This is a genomic window from Saccharopolyspora sp. NPDC002376 (assembly GCF_053593195.1).
Genome location: NZ_JBSFBZ010000053.1, coordinates 1 through 17458, shown reverse-complemented (window position 1 = coordinate 17458; position 17458 = coordinate 1). Strand labels below are relative to the sequence as shown.

Below are 17458 nucleotides of genomic sequence, written 5' to 3'. Positions count from 1 at the left end.
GTCGCACAATCTCCGAAATGCGCCGAGCGAGCATTCGACACCCGCCCGCAACGGTCGCCGCTCCACCTCACCCCAGCTGAGGCCAACCCCAATCACCGTGCAACAAAAGGATGAAGCACATTCGAACCCAGCGCACGCGGAACGCCGCACAACTCAACCCACCACACTCGGTCTTCCGCGTGCGTCAGATATTGCCCCCAACGACGAGAACATGTTTCACTTCACAGTGCGATCGGGTGCTCGACGGCCCGAGTGCTGCGGTGCCGTCGACCGGCTCCGTGCCGCGAACCCGTTTTCCGTAACCCTCAACGCACAGTGGAGGTCGTGGTGACCGAGGAGACCGACTACATCGTCGTCGGCGCGGGCAGCGCCGGGGCCATCGTGGCGAGTCGCCTGGCCGAAACCGGTGCGCGAGTGCTCCTGCTCGAAGCAGGAAGCTGGGACCGGTCGCGGTTCGTGCGCGTCCCCGGAATGATCACGATCGTGCACTCGGTTCCCCAGATCAAGAAGCGGTTCGACTGGGGTTACCGCACGGTCGCGCAGGAGAACGCGGCGGGACGCCGGATCCCGACGACGCGCGGCAAGCTCGTCGGCGGTTCCAGCTCGGTCAACGGGATGTTGTTCGTGCGCGGCCACCGGAGCAACTACGACGACTGGGCGGCCGAAGGGTGCAAGGGCTGGAGCTTCGAGGACGTGCTGCCGGCCTTCAGACGGATGGAGAACTGGGAGGGGGGCTCCACCGAGCTGCGCGGTGCGGGTGGCCCGGTTCAGGTGACCCGGCAGAAGGACCTGACTCCGGCGTCGAGCGCACTGATCGACGCGATGAGCGAGAGCTTGGACGTCCCCAAGAACGACGACTACAACGGTGCCTCCCAGGAAGGCGTGGGCGTCGTGCAGATGAGCGCGCACAACGGCACGCGGTTCAGCACCTCCCACGCGTACCTGCGCGACACGCGCAGGGCTGCGCCGCGGGTCGAGACCGGGGCGATGGTCTCCCGGGTCGTGATCGAGGGCGGACGCGCGGTGGGCGTGGAGGTGCTCGGCAAGTCCGGTCCGCGTGTGATCCGCGCCGCCCGTGAGGTGGTGCTCTCGGCCGGCGTGGTGGGCTCAGCTCAGATCCTGATGCTGTCCGGCGTGGGCCCCGCCGACCACCTGCGGGGGCTCGGCATCGACGTCGCGGCGGACCTGCCGGTCGGCAAGAACCTCCACGATCACCTGTTCGTGCCGATGACCTTCTTGGCGCCGACGGCCCGGCACCGGGGCACCGCGCCGCACTTCCTCAACGGCATCCTGAGCGAGGCCACCCGAGGCGACACCTGGCTCGGCCGCACGGTCTTCGACAGCATGGCTTTCGTCCGCACCGAGCACTCCGATGGGCGTCCGGATCTGCAGATCCACACCTTGCCGTGGTCCTACCCCTCGCCGAACCAGGACAAATCAGTACGTCACGTCGTCGACCGCCGCCCCGCGCTCACCGTCATGCCCACCCTGATCTACCCGAAGAGCCGCGGCGAGATCCGGCTGGCCTCCGCGGACCCGGCGACGGCACCGCTGATCGATCCGGCGTACCTGACCGAGCCCGAGGACGCGCGCTTCCTGATCAACGGGATGAAGCGGGTGCGCGAGGTGATGGCGAGCAGGCACCTCACCGGAGTCGTCACCGGCGAACTGCATCCAGGACCTGACTTCCGCAACGACGCAGCGCTCGCCCGCGAGCTGCCCAACCGCATCCACTCCGTCTACCACCCCGTCGGCACCTGCCGCATGGGAACCGACGAGCACGCCGTGGTCGACCCCGAACTCCGCGTACGCGGCATCGAGGGTCTCCGCGTCGCGGACGCCTCGATCATGCCGTCGATCACCGGTGGCAACACCAACGCTCCCGCCATGATGATCGGCGAACGCTGCGCGGAGCTCATGCAGTCCCGTTGAGCCGAATCGCGGGCGTGCCGGACCGCCCGAGTTCGGCTCAACCTCCTGGCACCGGGGCCGTTCGGGTGGGATGCTGGGCGGCGATGTTGCGCCCCGATCTGCCCGCCGCAGACCGATCCCCGTTCTCCGATGCCAACTACCCTGCTCCCCCCTACCCCGGTGCTCGGCCTGGGTTCTCGTTCGTTCACCTCGACGGCGTGGGGTGGGCGTTGAGGCCGGATTCCTCCGCACCCTCTGGATGGCGCGTCAGCGGCGACGGTTCGGATGGCAAGTGTCTGGACAGCTGGCTCGGTGAGCGCGGCGCGGAGCCGTTGCGTGGTCGGCAGCTCGTGTTGGTCTACGGGTCGAACGCCTGCCCGGCCAAGATCACCTGGCTGCGAGAGGAACTGGGGTTGGCCGGTCCGGTGGTGGCGCTTAGCGCCCGCTGCACCGGACTTTCCGCTGTCTGGGCCGCTGGGCTGCGGGTCCGCGACTGACAACGTCCAGCCGTGCTGACGGCGGCGCCCGGCGTGGTCGAGGAGCATGCGCTCTGGTTCGCCACCCCGGAACAACGCCGGGTGCTCGACCAGTGCGAAGGCCGCGGCGTCCGCTATCGACTGGTCCACCTGCACGGATCCGAACGCATCCGGCTGGCCGACGGCAGCGAGCCGCAACGGGTGCTCGCCTACGCCGCAGCAAGCGAGCAACGCGCTCCGCTGCTGGTCAACGGCCACCCGGTCCGCTGCCTCGACGTCGACCAAGTCGCCGCGCGAACGCTGGTCGGTGAGCCCGCCGATGACGACGGACTCACCTGCACCGAGATCACCGGCGAGCCCGACTGATGATCAGTCGCGGTGCTGCTTGCGGAGCACGAAGCGCTGGATCTTCCCGCTCGGCGTCTTGGGCAGCTGCTCGACGAAGTGCACCGACCGCGGGTAGGCGTGCGCGGCGAACTTCCGCTTGACCAGCTGCTGCAGCTCGGTCACCAGCTCGTCGTCACCGGTCGTTCCCGAGCGCAGCACGACGAAGGCTTCCAAGACTTCACCGCGCAGCTCGTCGGGGACGCCGATCACCGCTGCTTCGGCGACCGCCTCGTGCTGGACCAGCACGCTCTCCACGTCGAACGGCCCGATCCGGTAGCCGGCCATGATGATCACGTCGTCGTCGCGGGACGAGAAGAACAACGCCCCGTCCGCATCGCGGGAACCGGCATCGCCGGTCACGTACCAGCGGCCGTCCGCGGTGAACCGCTCGGCGGTCTTCTCCGGCGCGTCGGTGTAGCCGGTGAACCACATCAGCGGGCTGCCCGCCACGTCGATCGCGATCCGCCCGGCGGTGCCGACGGCCGCGGGTTCGTCCCGGTCGTCGTCGAGCACTTCGGCCGACCAGCCGGGCAGCGCAGCGCCCATCGATCCCGGCTTGATCTCATCGCGAACCCCGTCGGCCCAGGCGTTGACGATCATCATGCCGTGCTCGGTCTGCCCGTAGTGGTCCCGCACGGTCACGCCCAGCTCGCGCTCGGACCAGGAAACCACCTCCGGGGTCAGCGGTTCTCCCGCCGAAGAGGCGCGGCGGAGCCGGATTCCGGCAGGCTCGGCCGAGGTGTCGGTGCGCAGACTGCGGTAGACGGTCGGGGCGGCGGCGAAGTTGGTGACCCCGAACTCGCGTATCACCTTCCAGGTCAACGCTGCCGAGAATCCCGCGTGCAGCAAGATGCTGCGCCGACCGGCCGCCAACGGACCGAGGATCGCATAGTACAGGCCGTAGGCCCAGCCCGGGTCGGCGGCGTTCCAGAACACGTCGTCGGCCCGCACGTCCAGCCCGAACTCCAGGTAGGCATGGAAGGAGGCCAGCGCGCGGACGGGCACCGGAACGCCCTTCGGGGTGCCGGTGGTGCCCGAGGTGAACAGCTGCACGAGCAACCCGTCCCCACCGAGCGGCACCGCCTGCCCGCTCGGCTCGTCACCGGTGTATCGGTCGAGCAGCGCGGTGAAGGACTGCTCGTCGGAGGAATCGCCGGCGACGATGGTCCGCCACGGCGCATCGGCCGGGATGTCCTCGCTCGGCGCAAGTTTCGCGCGCTGGTCCGCGTCGACCACGACGACCTTCGCACCGCTGGCACGCAACCGCAGGGCGATCGCCGGTGGCGCGAACGCGGTGAACAGCGGCACGTGCACGGCTCCGCGACGCCAGATCCCCAGCAGGGCCACGACCAGATCGGCGGATTTGCCCATCAGCACGGCGACCGCATCGCCGGGGGCCACACCGAGGTCGGCCAGCGCGGCAGCGAAACGCGCCGATTCGCGCCGCAATTGGCCGTAGGTGAGGTCCTGACTGGACAGATCGGATTCGACGACGGTGAACGCGACCGCATCGGCCGGATGGTCGTCGCAGAGCAGCTCCGCCGCATTGGCGCCCGGGGCGCCGAACCGCTCGAGCAGTTCTGCCACGCGGGCTGCTGGTGCGGTTTCAGTGGTGGTGCTCGGCTCGATGCTCACGGTCGGCCCCTTCCCGGCTTCTTTGCCCCGGCGCTGCCAGGCGTTATGCTCCGCGCCACACAACAGTCCCGGCTACCCCCGGAAAGGGGTGGATGTGCGAACCGGCGGTGACACTCTCCTGCGCCCGGACGACGGCGACGCCTTCCGTCAGGCCGTCCGAGCACTGCGGCAACGGGCCGACATGCCCGTGGCATTCGGCGGAGAGGCCACCGAAGGCGCTCTGCACCTGTCCGAGCTGGCCGGCGTGCGGACGAACATGCTGAAAGGACTGCAGATCCGGGCCGCTGCCGGGCTCGGCGGCCGGGTGCTGGCGCGCGGGCGACCAGCCGCGGTCAGCGACTACGCCACCTCGCTGACGATCAGTCACGACTACGACGCGCCGGTGCTCGCCGAGGGGATCAGCTCGGTGGTTGCCGCACCCGTGCTGGTGGACGGTTCGGTCCGTGGCGTGCTCTACAGCGCGGCGCGCGGAACCGCCCGATTGGGTGACCGGGCGATCGACGTCGCGATGGGCGTGACCAGGCGATTGGCCGACGAGCTGTCCCTGCGCGACGAGGTCGACCGGCGACTCCGCCTCCTGCGCTCGGTGGAGGACACCGACCACCGGGAGCAGATCGCGCTGGAAGAGGTGCGGGAGCTGCACGCGGAGTTCCGCGCCATCGCGCAGGGGCTCGAAGACCCCGCTCTCCGCGACCGCCTGCACCACGCCTGCGACCGGCTGGCCGGTATCACCTCGAAGCCCGAGGAGATACCGACGGCCAGCCTGACGCCGCGCGAACTCGACGTCCTCTCCCAGGTCGCCCTGGGCTGCACCAACGCCGAAGTGGGCAAGCGCCTGTCCCTGCGCCCGGAAACGGTCAAGGCCTACCTGCGCAGCGCGATGCACAAGCTCGACGTCCACAACCGCCACGAAGCGGTGGTGGCCGCCCGCCGCCAGGGAATCCTCCCCTGACCTGCTCGTTCTCCGCCGGAAATCCGTCACCCCACCTGATGGCGGACGAACTCGCCGCCCAGTACACAGTGGTCAGCTACGATCCGCGCTGTTTTCCGGCAGCAGCACGGATTCCGCGCTGAGCGGACAGCAGGTCGAGGTGCACAGCGCCGACGCTCGGCGGATCCTCGACCTGGTCGCCTGCCCCGGTGAGTCCACCTTCTTGCTCGGCATCAGTTCCGGGGCGATCGCCGCACTGGACCTGCTGGCCCATTTCCCGAATCCACCGCAGCTGATGATCGCCCACGAACCGCCGTCGGTGGAACTGCTCCCCGACTCCCGAACGTAGTTCCGAAGAGACCCTCCGCTACCAAAAATGTGGTGCTCGATACGCCCCAAAATCGGGGGTGCCCCCTTGCAGAACGGGCGCTTAACCCGCAGGCTTTTAACCACGCGCCGCTGACCTGCGAGAACAGCAGGCGTGGTTGTCGGGTGAAGCGTCGGGGGTTTCATCCGACATTCGGGAAAAGGGTGGGCGGCGGTCGGGGTCGCCCACCCACCGGAAAACGAATACTCAGCCATCACGGCTTGGGTGAATCGACGCCCGGGTACGGCTCGGTCCAGCGGCCGCGGGTGAAGTCCGGGAAGTCGATCGGTGCACTGCCCTTATCAACGGACTGCGCGCTCAGCGCGAACGGGGCGCTCCACGTGGCCGAGTCGTAGACGTCGATGTCCGGCGGCAGCCCCAGGTGCATGGTCTGCGCGAGGCGGTAGAGCATCAGGTAGTCCATGCCGCCGTGCCCGCCAGGCCCGGGACCGACGTCCTTCCACAACCAGTGGTCATGCTCGGCGTAGTCGTCCCAGTTGCCCCACTCGTGCGGGGTTCCGGTGGGCTCCAGGTAGATCCGCGGCGGGTAATCCTCGAACACCCCTTTGGTTCCTTGCAGCTGGTTCAGCCTGCTGTAGGGGCGGCCGTTGGAGACGTCGTGCACGAGGTGGATGACCCGCCCCTGCTCGGTCTGGATCAGACTCATCGTCGCGTCGCCCTTGACGTAGCGCTCCTGCCACGCCGGGTCGTCCGGCGGCAGGTTCTCCTTTCGGTAGGCGGCCAAGCCGAGCGCCGGAGTGCTCATCGAGGTGATGCGCACCAGCCGGTCGCCGCGGTTGACGTCCAGGTAGGCGGCGACCGGGCCGAGGCCGTGCGTCGGGTACAGATCGCCGTTGAGCTTGGTGTGCCAGGCGCGCCGCCACTGCCCCGCGTAGTAGGTCTTGGAGAACATCAGGTCGCGCAGATCGTGCAGGTAGGCGCCCGCGCCGTAGAGCAGGTCGCCGAACATGCCGTCGTGGGCCATACGCAGGACGCGCAACTCGTTCTGGCCGTAGCAGCAGTTCTCCAGCTGGATGCAGTGCCGACGGGTCCGCTCGGAGACGTCGACCAGCTCCCACAGCTCGTCGACGGTCACGCCGATCGGGCATTCGACGCCGACGTGCTTGCCGTTGCGCATGGCCGCCACCGCCATCGGCGCGTGCCACTCCCACGGCGTAGCGATGTAGGCGAAGTCGACGTCGTCCCGGGAGAGCATGTTCTCGAAGTCGTGCTCGCCCGCGCTGTACTTGGCCGGCTCCGGTCTGCCCTGCTCGACCACCGTGCGCGCGGCTTTCTCCACCGCGGCGGCGCTCGTGTCGCACACCGCGGTGATCGCGACGCCGTCCAATGCCAGGAACAGCGGCAGCATGCTCGCACCGCGGTTGCCCAAGCCGATGATGCCTACCCGAACCGTCTCATGTGCCTCGAACGGCACGCCCATCATGGGTTTGCCCTTGGCCGCGGGCCACGCGCTCTGCGCTGCCGCACCGGGAGCCAGACTGGCAAGTCCGAGCCCGGCCCCCGCCGCCGCGCTGGAGCGCAGCAAGGTCCGCCGGGACAGAGCGCTGCGCGGATGCTCGACCATAACGCCTCCTGCGTGAAACTGCGTGTATTACCGTGGATTCACGCACAATCGCACATCTCACATCAAGCCAGTACCGACGCGCGGCGGCTTCACGGCTGATCCGTTCGGCGGCACGCGACCGCAGCTCGCCGTGGCCCGGTGGGCGATGTCCGCTGTAGTAGGTTGCCTGCGAACTGCGCGGAGGAGACTGGGCATGAACCGGCACGAACGGCTGAGCAAACTGCTGGACATCGTCGGCCAGCGCGAACGGGCCGACGTCGAGGAGCTGGCCGCTGAGCTCGACGTTTCCGCCGCCACCATCCGCCGCGACCTCGACCACCTGGCCGAGCAGCAGCTGCTGGCCCGCACCCGTGGTGGCGCGGTCGCCACCAGCATCGCCTACGACCTGCCGCTGCGGCACAAGGCCGCCCGGCATGCGCCGGAGAAGCAGCGGATCAGCGCGGCGGCCGCGCGCCTGGTCCAGCCCGGCATGGTGATCGGGCTCAACGGCGGCACGACCACCACCGAAGTCGCGCGCAGCCTGGCCACCCGCGCGGACCTGGCCGAACACGGCTCCCCGGGGCTCACCGTGGTCACCAACGCGCTCAACATCGCCAACGAGCTGGTAGTGCGGCCGCACATCAAGATCGTGGTCACCGGCGGCGTGGCGCGCGAGCAGTCCTTCGAGCTCACCGGACCGCTGGCCACGCACATCCTGCAGGAGATCACGCTGGATCTATTGTTCCTCGGCGTCGACGCGATCGATCCGGAGCACGGCGCTTACGCGCACCACGAGGGCGAGGCCAGCATCAACCGGTTGATGGCCTCGCGCGCGGCGCGGGTCGCCGTGGTCGCCGACAGCTCCAAGCTCAACCGGCGGGCGTTCGCCCAGATCTGCGCCACCGACGCCATCGACACTTTGATCACCAACGTCGGTGTCGACGCCGACGTGTGTGCCGCCTTCAGGGCGGCGGGGACTACGGTGCTGACCGCCTGATTGCTCGATATTGAGCAAATGGAGCATTGCTCGCTCAATTTCGATCGCCCTAAACTCGCGCTGTTTCCTCCGCCGACACCTTCGGAAGGAACGTGCGATGACGCCGTCCGGATCACCGGCCAGCCCGAGCGCTGGCGAGCACGTGACCACCATGACGGTTCATGGCGCCCTCCCTCGCGGCCGACCAGATCACGACTGTCCTCGGTGAACAGTCAGCCGCGCGCCTGAAAACCTGACCAGTGCAAGCCTTTTCGCGACTCAGCGCAGAACAGGAGGCCGAGCAACTCCTGGAAGTCCTCGGAATCTGATCGCAACAAGGAGCTTGTCATGTCCGGAGCCTCGCCCGCGTTGAGCACCACCTCGCCCGTAGCACGCCGGATCGCCGTGGCAGCGGCGACCATCGGCGTGATCTACGGCTACGACATCGGCAACATCTCCGGCGCGCTGCTGTTCATCACCGACGAGATGGGCCTGTCCCCCGCGCTGCAGGGCAGCGTGACCACCGTGCTGGTCGCAGGCAACATCGTCGGCGCGCTGCTCGCCGGCAAGCTGGCCACCGCCATCGGGCGGAAGGCGACCATGCTGCTCTTGGTGGCCGGATACGCGGTGTTCGCCGTCTGGTCCGGACTGACCTCCGACATCCTGTGGCTGGACGTCTCGCGGTTCTTCCTCGGCATCAGCATCGGGTTGTCGCTGGTGGTGACGCCGATCTTCCTGGCCGAATCCGCGCCGGCCGCGATCCGCGGCGCACTGGTCGTCGGCTACCAGGTCGCAACCGTCACCGGCATCCTCATCGCCTACCTCGTCGACTGGAGCCTGGCCGGATCCGGGAACTGGCGGCTGATGCTCACGCTGTCAGCCGTGCCATCGGTGCTGGTGATGTTCCTGCTGCTGAAGTTGCCGGACACAGCGCGCTGGTACGTCCTCAAGGGACGCCACGAGGAAGCGCGGCGAACCCTGCAACAGGTCGATCCCGGCGCCGATGTCGACCGGGAGCTGGCCGAGATCCGCGCGGACATCGACAGCCAGCGCGGCGGGCGACTCGCCGAGATGTTCCGCTCGCCCTACGCGACGGCCACGATGTTCGTTCTGGTCCTCGGTTTCCTGGTGCAGATCACCGGGATCAACGCGGTCACCTACTACAGCCCGATCATCTTCGAGGAGATGGGTTTCCAGGGCCACGCCACGGTGCTCGGGCTTCCCGCGATCGTGCAGGGCGCGGCGCTGCTGGCCACCATCGGTTCGCTGTTCGTGGTGGACCGGGTGGGGCGCCGACCAATCCTGTTGGGCGGGATCGCAACGATGATCGTGTCCAGCCTGGCGATGATCCTGGTGTTCGCCACCGATTCGCTGGACGGCGGCGGATCGTGGTGGGGTTTCGCGTCGATCCTGGTGTTCACCGCCGGGTTCAACTTCGGCTTCGGCTCGCTGGTGTGGGTGTTCGCCTCGGAGAGCTTCCCGGCACGGCTGCGCACGCTCGGCGCTTCGCTGATGCTGACCGCTGACCTGGTGGCGAACCTGATCGTGGCCCAGTTCTTCCTGCCGATCATGGACGGCCTGGGCGGTGCCTCCACGTTCGGCATCTTCCTCGCGCTGGCGGCGATCTCCTGGGCCTTCGTCTACCGGTTCGCCCCGGAGACCAAGGGCCGCTCCCTGGAGAGCATCCGCACCTACTGGGAGAACGGCGCCCGCTGGCCCGAGGACTGACGGGAACCGACTTGCAGCGTCGAACAGGTCGAGGACGCTGGGGTTTGAGTGCCTGTCTTTGATCCTGGTTTTTGATCTTCTGCCTTGATGCGCCGCCAGCCCACCCTCGCGGCTGGCACCGCCACGGGTTCTCAGCGTTCGCCTGGCGAAGACGGCCCAACTGCCGTGTATTGGCATACACAAAGTTGGGCACCCGCAGACCAGGCGGGCGCTGAGGTTCCGCCACCGGCACCGCCGCGCAAAACAAGATCAAAGACAAGTTCTGGGAGACCGACCGCGGTGGTGCTGCGAGTGGAAGGGGTGACCGACGATGACCGGAGAACTGCGCGGGCGACGGGTGGCCATCCTCGCCGCTGACGGGGTCGAGCAGGTCGAACTGGACCGACCGCGCGCGGCGGTGGAGGACGCCGGGGCGCGGGCGGAGCTGCTCTCGACGCACCGCGGCGAGATCCAGGCAATGAACCACGACATCGACAAGGGTGACCGGTTCACCGTCGAGCGCCAAGTCACCGAAGCCGCTGCGGACGACTACGACGCGTTGATCCTGCCGGGCGGCACGATCAACCCGGACAACCTGCGCCGCGACGCCGATGCGGTGGCGTTCGTCCGGACCTTCGTCAACTCCGGAAAGCCGGTCGGCGCGATCTGCCACGGACCGTGGACGCTGGTGGAGGCCGACGTGGTGCGCGGCCGCCAGCTGACCTCGTTCTTCAGCATCCGCACCGACATCCGCAACGCCGGCGGCGAGGTGCTCGACGAGGAAGTGGTCGTCGACCGGAACCTCGTGACCAGCAGGCAACCGCGAGATCTGCCCGCGTTCAACGCGAAGCTGGTCGAGCTGATCGCAGCCACCGAGCCCGCCGCGCGCACCTGAACCACGCCCTCCATCCGGCACCGGACAGAATCGGACAGTTCGCATCCGGGGCAATGAACTGTTCGGCGTTGCGTGATCAAACATGATTGAACGTGTGTTTGCATGAGTGTGTGAAGTTGGCTGAGTGGGCGCGGATGCGGGGTGTGCATCCGCAGACGACGTATCGGTGGTTCTGTGAGGACCGGATGCCGGTGCTTGCTCGGCGGTTGGAGTCGGGCATGATCTGGGGCGACGCCGCCGCGACGATGCGCGCGGTGGCCTCCGTCACGGGCACTGGCCTGGAGGCGGTGGCCGTGTGATGGCGCGGTTCGAGGTTCCGGACGGGTGGACGGTGCAGGCGTATCGGTATGCGCTGGATCCGACACCGGCCCAGGTGCGGGCGTTCTGGTCGCATGCGGGTGGCGCCCGCAAGGCGCACAACACGATGCTCGCGCTGGTGAAGGCCGTTATGGACCAGCGGGCTGCCGAACGCACCTACGGCATCGGCGAATCTGATCTGACATCTTCGTTGAACTGGTCGCTGGCTGGGCTGCGCAGGGAGTGGAACCGCCGCAAGGACGTGGTGGCGACGTGGTGGGGTGAGAACTCCAAGGAGGCGTACAACACCGGTCTGGATGCGCTCGCCCGCGCCCTGGAGAACTGGTCGACCTCCCGCAACGGCCAGCGTGCTGGGCGGGTGGTTGGGTTCCCCAAGTTTAAGAGCAGGCGAGGTCGTGCATCGGTGCGGTTCACTACCGGCACCCTCCGTGTCGAGCCCGACCGGCACCACATCGTTCTGCCCCGCTTGGGCAGGTTGAAGACGCATGAGTCCACGAGGAAACTCGCCCGCCGAATCGTGGCTGGGACCGCCCGCATCCTGTCCGCCACGCTGTCCTGCGACTCGGACGGCAGGTGGCATGTGGCCTTCCAGACCGTCGTCCAACGAGCGTCTGGGGCACCTGGTCACGTCGGTCAAGGCGTGCCGGTGGTGGGTGTCGATGTCGGTGTGAAGGCCGACAGTCTGCTGGTGGTCGCGACCCCGGATGGTGTTGAGGTTGAGCGCATCCCAGCGCCGAAGTCGCTTACCGCTGCACAGGCACATCTACGGGTGCTGCAACGCAGGGCAGCACGCCAACAGGGCCCACGGGATCCGGCCACCAAGACCAAGCGGCAACCGTCGCGTCGGTGGCGCACAACGCAGGCCCGGGTCGCACGCACGCATGCCCACGCAGCAGCGGTGCGCCGAGATGGGCTGCACAAGGCCACCACCGAACTCGCCCAACGCCATCAGGTCATCACCGTGGAGACGTTGAACGCCGTCGGCATGCGCTCGGCCGGTGGCGCCTACAAGCGTGGCCTGAACCGGGCACTCGCTGATGCCGCGCTTGCCGAAGTCCGGCGAATGCTCGGCTACAAGACGAAGTGGTACGGCTCCGCCCTGGTCGAGGCCGACCGCTACTTCCCCTCTTCCAAGACCTGTTCGGCCTGTGGTGGGCGAAAGCCAAGCCTGACCCTGGCCGACCGGACCTATGTGTGTGAACACTGCGGCTTGATGATCGACCGTGATCTCAACGCCGCGATCAACCTCGCCCGCCTCGGCGACGCCCAGCACACGGGTGGAACGGGGACCGGTACCGGGAGCAGCCCGGCCGCCCACCATCGGGTGGGAGACGGACGTGGAGCCACGCAGGAGACCGCGACCACGCCAGTGGTCAACGCAGCAGGCCGTGAAGCGTCAACCCGGCACAACTCTGTTGGTCAGACCGGGACTGCCCCGCCGGAAGGCGAGGCTGCCTAATGGGGACAGAGCATGCTCACGTCTGCTCACCAAAAGGCAACGGCGTGGTGGCTGCGTTGGAGCGGCACCAGGTCGGGATCTACCTCGCGGCGATCGCTCTCGGTGCGCTCCTGGGCTGGTCAACGCCCGCAGTGGGCAGCGGTCTCGAGTCGCTGATCAATCCTGTGCTGGGCGCGTTGCTGTACGTGACGTTCCTGCAGGTTCCGGTCGCGGAGTTCGCGCGTTCGCTGCGCGCCGGACGGTTCCTCGCGGCGGTGCTGGTGGTGAACTTCGTCGTGGTGCCGCTGGTCGTCGCGGTGCTGTTCGCGTTCCTACCCGGCGATCGGGCCGTGCAGCTGGGAGTGCTGCTGGTCCTGCTCGCGCCGTGCGTGGACTACGTGATCGTCTTCTCCGGGCTAGCCGGCGCCAGCAGCCAGCGGCTGCTGGCCGCCACTCCCCTGCTGCTGATCGCCCAGATGCTCCTGCTGCCGGTGTTCCTGCTGTTGTTCCTGGGGCGTGGTCTCGCCGACGTCGTGGAGATCGGCCCGTTCGTCGAGGCGTTCCTGGTGCTGATCGTCGTTCCGCTCGCACTGGCCTGGGCAACGCAGGCGTGGGCGACGCGGAAGCCGACGGGCCGGAAGGTCGCTGACGCTGCGGGCGCGGCGATGGTGCCGCTGATGGCTGCGACGCTGCTGACCGTGGTCGCCTCGCAGGTCCCGGCGCTCGACGGCCGGATCGGGGACGTGGCGCAGGTGGTTCCGCACTACGTCGTTTTCCTGGTGGTGATGCCGTTCGCCGGGATGGCGGTGGCGCGCCTGTTCGGACTGGACACATCGGACAGTCGTGCGGTGGTGTTCACCGGGGCGACGCGTAATTCGCTGGTCGTGCTGCCGCTGGCGCTCGCCCTGCCGGATCACTTGGCCGTAGCTGCGATCGTCGTGGTCACCCAGACCTTGGTCGAAGTTATCGGCATGGTGATCTACGTGCGAGCGATCCCGCGCCTGCTGCCCGCTGCGCACTGACCGGGCCGGGCGCATCCTGGCGCCAGTACATCCGATTCGACGGGATCGCGCATGTCGCACCACATGTGTTCGCGACGGGAGTTCCTGGCAGTCGCTGCCGCGCTGCTCACCGCGTGCGGGCAGCCGCCGCGGAACCAACCGCTGCCCGACTGGATGCTCACACCCGACAACGCGGGGGATCCGGACGTAGTGCGCGACATGCTGGTCATCCAGGATCTTTTGGTGCGACACGGTGAAATCCGGCGTGAGGTCGAGCACTACTCATATGGGATCCGCGCGACAACCACCAGTCCGGCCGCCGATCTCGCCGAGCGCATCCGCGAACACGTGGACCAGATGTGGTCGCGATTGCAGCGAGGTGCGGCGATCCGGCAGGAAGATCCGCTGTTCGCAGCTGTTTTCGCGCGCCACCAGGAAGTAGACCTGCAGGTGGAGCGGCTTGCCGACGGGGTGCGTGTGACCGAAACGTCCGACGACCCGGTTGCCGTGATGCTGTTGCGGCAGCACGCGGTTCACGCGGTCTCGGAGTTCGTCGCGGGCGGGATTGACCGAGCACGTCAACCGACCCCGCTCCCGCCTGGCTACCCTGGCTGAGACGGCCCCGGCGGACTAGACCTGGCCCAGGACCCCCGCGGACGGTGCACCCCGGTGCCTCCGCCACCGCCGACATGGCGCCGTCTCGCCCCTCCGCGAGGGGTTCAAGTCGAAATGGATGGCAGGTCAACACGTGTTTGAAAACCGATCGGCGGCAATGTTGCAAGCCGGAGGGATAGCGGCGGGCGCGGGCAATCCGGACACCGCCAGTGGCGTACCCGACATCAGCGCGGAGCTCTACCGCGACGTCGTGGATTTCGCCGCCGGCACTCCCGGATGGGTGCAGTCCTTCGCCGCTTTCTTCACCGAGGCCGCACTGGTGCTGCTCTTCGGCTTCTTGCTGCTCGCCTGCTGGCGAGCACGACGAATGCCCGCACGATCGATGGCGATCGCGCTGCTCGGCGTGCTGGCTGTGGGGGTGGCCTACGCGCTGAGCGAGATCCTCAAGTCGTTGATCGAGGAGAACCGGCCGTGCCAGGCGATGCACGTGACGACCATCGTGGAGTGCCCGCCGCCGGGTGACTGGTCCTTCCCCAGCAACCACTCGGTCATCGCGGGTGCAGCAGCGATCGGCGTGTTGGCCGCTTGGCGAAAGCTCGGCATCCCGGCCCTGCTCCTCGCGGTGGGCGCAGCGTTCTCCCGGGTCTTCGTCGGCGCCCACTACCCGCACGACGCGCTGGTGGGCTTGCTCTTCGGCGCGATCGTGTCGGCGGTCGTGATCCTGCTGCTGTCCAGGGTTGCCGCACAGCTGGTCCAGAAGCTCAGGGCGAACCGGACGACTGGACGCGTCCTGTCCGCGGACAGCGAGTCCGAACAGCCGACCATGCAGATCCCACGCATCTGACGAACCGAAGCTGCGGGGCGGGCTGGATTTCCAGCCCGCCCCGTTCTCATATCCGGACCATCAATCGGCCTTGTCCGGCTTGCCGAACGAAATAATCAGTTGCCGTCCGCTGTGGACTCCTGCTGCACTCTCCGCACCAGTTGTACGAAGAAGGAGGCGCTCATGCGCACAGCCACGTCCCGACCGCAGGTACTCACCACCTACGCAAAGGACGTTGAAACTCGTGCGCACGTTGAACTTGGGGATCCTGGCCCACGTCGACGCTGGTAAGACCGCTGGTGCTGATGAGCGCGCTGCGACAGTCTGGAACGGCTGTGCACGAGCCGCTGCACCGCTTCCACCTCGACATCCCGTCGGACGCGCTCAGCGCGGTCGCCCAGGCAGTGGCCCGACTCCAGGGCGTACCGCGGGCGACGACCACGCGCAGCACATCGTGCCTGGTGGAGGGCGAGCTGCCTGCCGCCCACGTGCACGAGCTGCAGCAGAAGCTGCCAGGCCTCACCTACGGCGAAGGCGTGCTGGAAGCCTGGTTCGCCCGCTACACACCTAGTCCGCGGCAAGCCTCCGGCCCGACCACAACCCGCTCGACCGAGAGCAGTACCTGCAGCGCGTAGCCCACCGCACCGCCTGACCTCCGCGGGTTCTTCAACGTCGTCTGGCGAGAACAGCCCCAGCGTGGCCTATTGGAACGAGCCTGAAGACGTAACTCGTTTCCTGGAGCAACGATGGCTGAGCAAGGGCAACGCCGTCACGGCTACCGACGAGGGCTCGGCGGCGAGATGCTCGCCGAGTTCCTGGGCACGTTCGTTCTGATCCTGTTGGGGTGCGCCTCGGTGGCGGTCGCGGTTGCCGGGCTGTCCGGCTCCGGTCGGCAATCCGACGCGTTCGGGCCCGGGAACTGGCTGATCATCTCCTTCGGCTGGGGGTTCGCGGTGGTGTTCGGCGTCTACGTCGCGGGCGGTGTGAGCGGCGCTCACATCAACCCCGCCGTCACCCTCGCCTTCGCGGCCCGGCGGGCCTTCCCGTGGCGGAGGGTCGTGCCCTACATGTTCGCCCAGCTGGTCGGCGCGTTCGTCGCGGCGGCACTGGTGTTCGCCACTTACCGCTGGGCGATCAACGCGTTCAACACCAAGGCCGGGCTGGCCCGGAACCAGTCGCTGGACACCTTCGCCATCTTCGCCACCTTCCCCGCCAAGTACTTCGACGGATCGTGGTGGGGCCCGCTGCTCGACCAGATCGTCGGCACCGCGGTGCTGGTGCTGCTCATCTTCGCGCTCATCGACGCGCGCAACACCGCACCGGCGGCCAACATGGGACCGTTCATGATCGGCATGGCGGTCACCGTCATCGGCATGACCTACGGCCCCAACGCCGGATACGCGATCAACCCCGCGCGCGACCTCGGCCCGAGGCTGTGGACTTTCCTGAGCGGCTGGGGCGAGATCGCGCTACCCGGTACCTACCAGTGGTTCAGCTGGTACTTCTGGATCCCCGTCGTCGGCCCGCTGGTCGGCGGAGTGATCGCCACCGGTTTGCCGCAGATGCGCGCGGGTACCCCCGCAGCCGAGACCCTGCGCCGAGGAGGACACCATGACCAGCTCACTGCCCCGGCCGAGCATGGGACTGGCGGACATCTTCCAGATGTTCGAAAGCGAATGGCCGTTCGGCGAACGCCACGCGATGCGCGTCGAGACGTTCACCGAGGGCAACGAGTTCGTGCTCCGCTGCGAACTGCCGGGAGTGGACCCCGACGAGGACATCCACATCAACGTCGAGGGAAATCAGCTCAAGATCAACGCCGAGCGCAAGCACGAGGAGCGCACCGACCGCCACAGCGAGTTCTACTACGGCAACTACAGCCGAACGATGCTCCTTCCGATGAGCTGCAGCACCGACGACATCAAGGCGGAGTACGAAGCAGGCATCCTCACCATCCGAATGCCCCGCCGAGAAGCCCAGATCAGCAAGGAAATCCCAGTAGCCCGCAAGGGCAAGTGACCACCGGAGGACGCACAATCTCGCGAGAAACCAACCAGCCCCCCGGGTGGCGACAGGCCATCCGGACCTGCGCAACGTCCGCGCGAGGTGTCCGGCATCCTCAGCCAGTCCACCGATAAGTCCGATGTGGACTTCCGCGCGCAACGCCTCCGCCAGCTTCGACGAAGCCGTGGACCGCGCTTCGATCTGGATCTCTCGCTGCGTTCGTTGCTGGAGTTCGACTTACCCCGGTCTTCCGCGACCGCTGCTTGATCGCCCTGTTCTGGGCACATGGGGTCGTGAGTGCGCAACAGTGCTCGAACACTGTTACGCACTCAGCATTCCGGCCGCCTACGGAGCGAACGCAGGCCTGAACCTGGTCAACCACCTGGACGCGACAGCGATGCAAAACCATG

18 protein-coding genes and 1 pseudogene are annotated in these 17458 nt (G+C 67.8%); 17 read left to right on the top strand and 2 right to left on the bottom strand.

The window, feature by feature from the left end:
- The first annotated feature begins 327 nt into the window (after positions 1-327).
- The 3 genes from ACWCO2_RS28350 to ACWCO2_RS28340 all read left to right on the top strand — a co-directional run bounded on the left by ACWCO2_RS28350 (position 328) and on the right by ACWCO2_RS28340 (position 2753).
- Complete coding sequence (locus tag ACWCO2_RS28350; protein WP_450130834.1) at positions 328-1932, top strand: GMC family oxidoreductase; 1605 nt, start codon at positions 328-330, stop codon at positions 1930-1932.
- 83 nt (positions 1933-2015) lie between these two features.
- The gene (locus ACWCO2_RS28345) at positions 2016-2408 is read left to right on the top strand and encodes a hypothetical protein (RefSeq protein ID WP_450130833.1); all 393 of its coding nucleotides are present in this window, start codon (positions 2016-2018) and stop codon (positions 2406-2408) included.
- A gap of 12 nt (positions 2409-2420) precedes the next feature.
- Positions 2421-2753: a hypothetical protein gene (locus tag ACWCO2_RS28340; RefSeq protein ID WP_450130832.1), complete on the top strand. Its 333-nt coding sequence runs from the start codon at positions 2421-2423 to the stop codon at positions 2751-2753.
- Between the two features lie 3 nt (positions 2754-2756).
- Here ACWCO2_RS28340 and ACWCO2_RS28335 read toward each other — a convergent pair whose 3' ends face one another.
- Entirely contained in the window at positions 2757-4409 is a 1653-nt protein-coding gene (locus ACWCO2_RS28335) for an AMP-binding protein (protein ID WP_450130831.1), read from the bottom strand.
- A gap of 94 nt (positions 4410-4503) precedes the next feature.
- On the opposite strand from ACWCO2_RS28335, the gene ACWCO2_RS28330 reads away from it, so the two are divergent.
- A complete protein-coding gene (locus ACWCO2_RS28330; protein ID WP_450130830.1) occupies positions 4504-5361 on the top strand; it encodes a LuxR C-terminal-related transcriptional regulator in 858 nt (285 codons plus the stop codon).
- 139 nt (positions 5362-5500) lie between these two features.
- Positions 5501-5689, top strand: coding sequence for a hypothetical protein (locus tag ACWCO2_RS28325; protein ID WP_450130829.1), 189 nt, complete (start codon positions 5501-5503; stop codon positions 5687-5689).
- Positions 5690-5921: 232 nt separating this feature from the next.
- On the opposite strand, the gene ACWCO2_RS28320 is transcribed toward ACWCO2_RS28325, so the two are convergent.
- On the bottom strand, positions 5922-7292 hold the full coding sequence (locus ACWCO2_RS28320) for a Gfo/Idh/MocA family protein (protein WP_450130828.1): 1371 nt from the start codon (positions 7290-7292) through the stop codon (positions 5922-5924).
- 193 nt (positions 7293-7485) lie between these two features.
- Between ACWCO2_RS28320 and ACWCO2_RS28315 the strand changes: the two genes are divergently transcribed.
- The 12 genes and pseudogenes from ACWCO2_RS28315 to ACWCO2_RS28260 form a co-directional block, all read left to right on the top strand.
- Complete coding sequence (locus ACWCO2_RS28315; RefSeq protein ID WP_450130827.1) at positions 7486-8268, top strand: DeoR/GlpR family DNA-binding transcription regulator; 783 nt, start codon at positions 7486-7488, stop codon at positions 8266-8268.
- Between the two features lie 327 nt (positions 8269-8595).
- Complete coding sequence (locus tag ACWCO2_RS28310; protein WP_450130826.1) at positions 8596-9975, top strand: sugar porter family MFS transporter; 1380 nt, start codon at positions 8596-8598, stop codon at positions 9973-9975.
- A 310-nt stretch (positions 9976-10285) separates the two neighbouring features.
- A complete protein-coding gene (locus ACWCO2_RS28305) occupies positions 10286-10849 on the top strand; it encodes a type 1 glutamine amidotransferase domain-containing protein (protein ID WP_450130825.1) in 564 nt (187 codons plus the stop codon).
- A 110-nt stretch (positions 10850-10959) separates the two neighbouring features.
- Positions 10960-11148 (top strand): hypothetical protein, encoded by a 189-nt coding sequence (locus ACWCO2_RS28300; protein WP_450130824.1) that lies wholly within the window; start codon positions 10960-10962, stop codon positions 11146-11148.
- The gene (gene tnpB, locus ACWCO2_RS28295; RefSeq protein WP_450130823.1) at positions 11148-12626 is read left to right on the top strand and encodes an IS607 family element RNA-guided endonuclease TnpB; all 1479 of its coding nucleotides are present in this window, start codon (positions 11148-11150) and stop codon (positions 12624-12626) included. Before ACWCO2_RS28300 ends, tnpB begins: the two co-directional genes overlap by 1 nt.
- A complete protein-coding gene (locus ACWCO2_RS28290; RefSeq protein WP_450130822.1) occupies positions 12626-13627 on the top strand; it encodes a bile acid:sodium symporter in 1002 nt (333 codons plus the stop codon). Before tnpB ends, ACWCO2_RS28290 begins: the two co-directional genes overlap by 1 nt.
- Before the next feature lie 189 nt (positions 13628-13816).
- Positions 13817-14221, top strand: a complete 405-nt coding sequence (locus ACWCO2_RS28285; protein WP_450130821.1) for a hypothetical protein — start codon at positions 13817-13819, stop codon at positions 14219-14221.
- A gap of 157 nt (positions 14222-14378) precedes the next feature.
- The gene (locus ACWCO2_RS28280) at positions 14379-15065 is read left to right on the top strand and encodes a phosphatase PAP2 family protein (RefSeq protein WP_450130820.1); all 687 of its coding nucleotides are present in this window, start codon (positions 14379-14381) and stop codon (positions 15063-15065) included.
- Between the two features lie 314 nt (positions 15066-15379).
- Entirely contained in the window at positions 15380-15679 is a 300-nt protein-coding gene (locus tag ACWCO2_RS28275; protein WP_450130819.1) for a hypothetical protein, read from the top strand.
- A 111-nt stretch (positions 15680-15790) separates the two neighbouring features.
- Positions 15791-16588 (top strand): annotated as a pseudogene (locus ACWCO2_RS28270) (MIP/aquaporin family protein); the annotation flags it as partial.
- 67 nt (positions 16589-16655) lie between these two features.
- Positions 16656-17063, top strand: a complete 408-nt coding sequence (locus ACWCO2_RS28265; RefSeq protein WP_450130818.1) for an Hsp20/alpha crystallin family protein — start codon at positions 16656-16658, stop codon at positions 17061-17063.
- Positions 17064-17187: 124 nt separating this feature from the next.
- The coding region (locus ACWCO2_RS28260) for a hypothetical protein (protein WP_450130817.1) at positions 17188-17458 on the top strand (271 nt) is incomplete at its 3' end.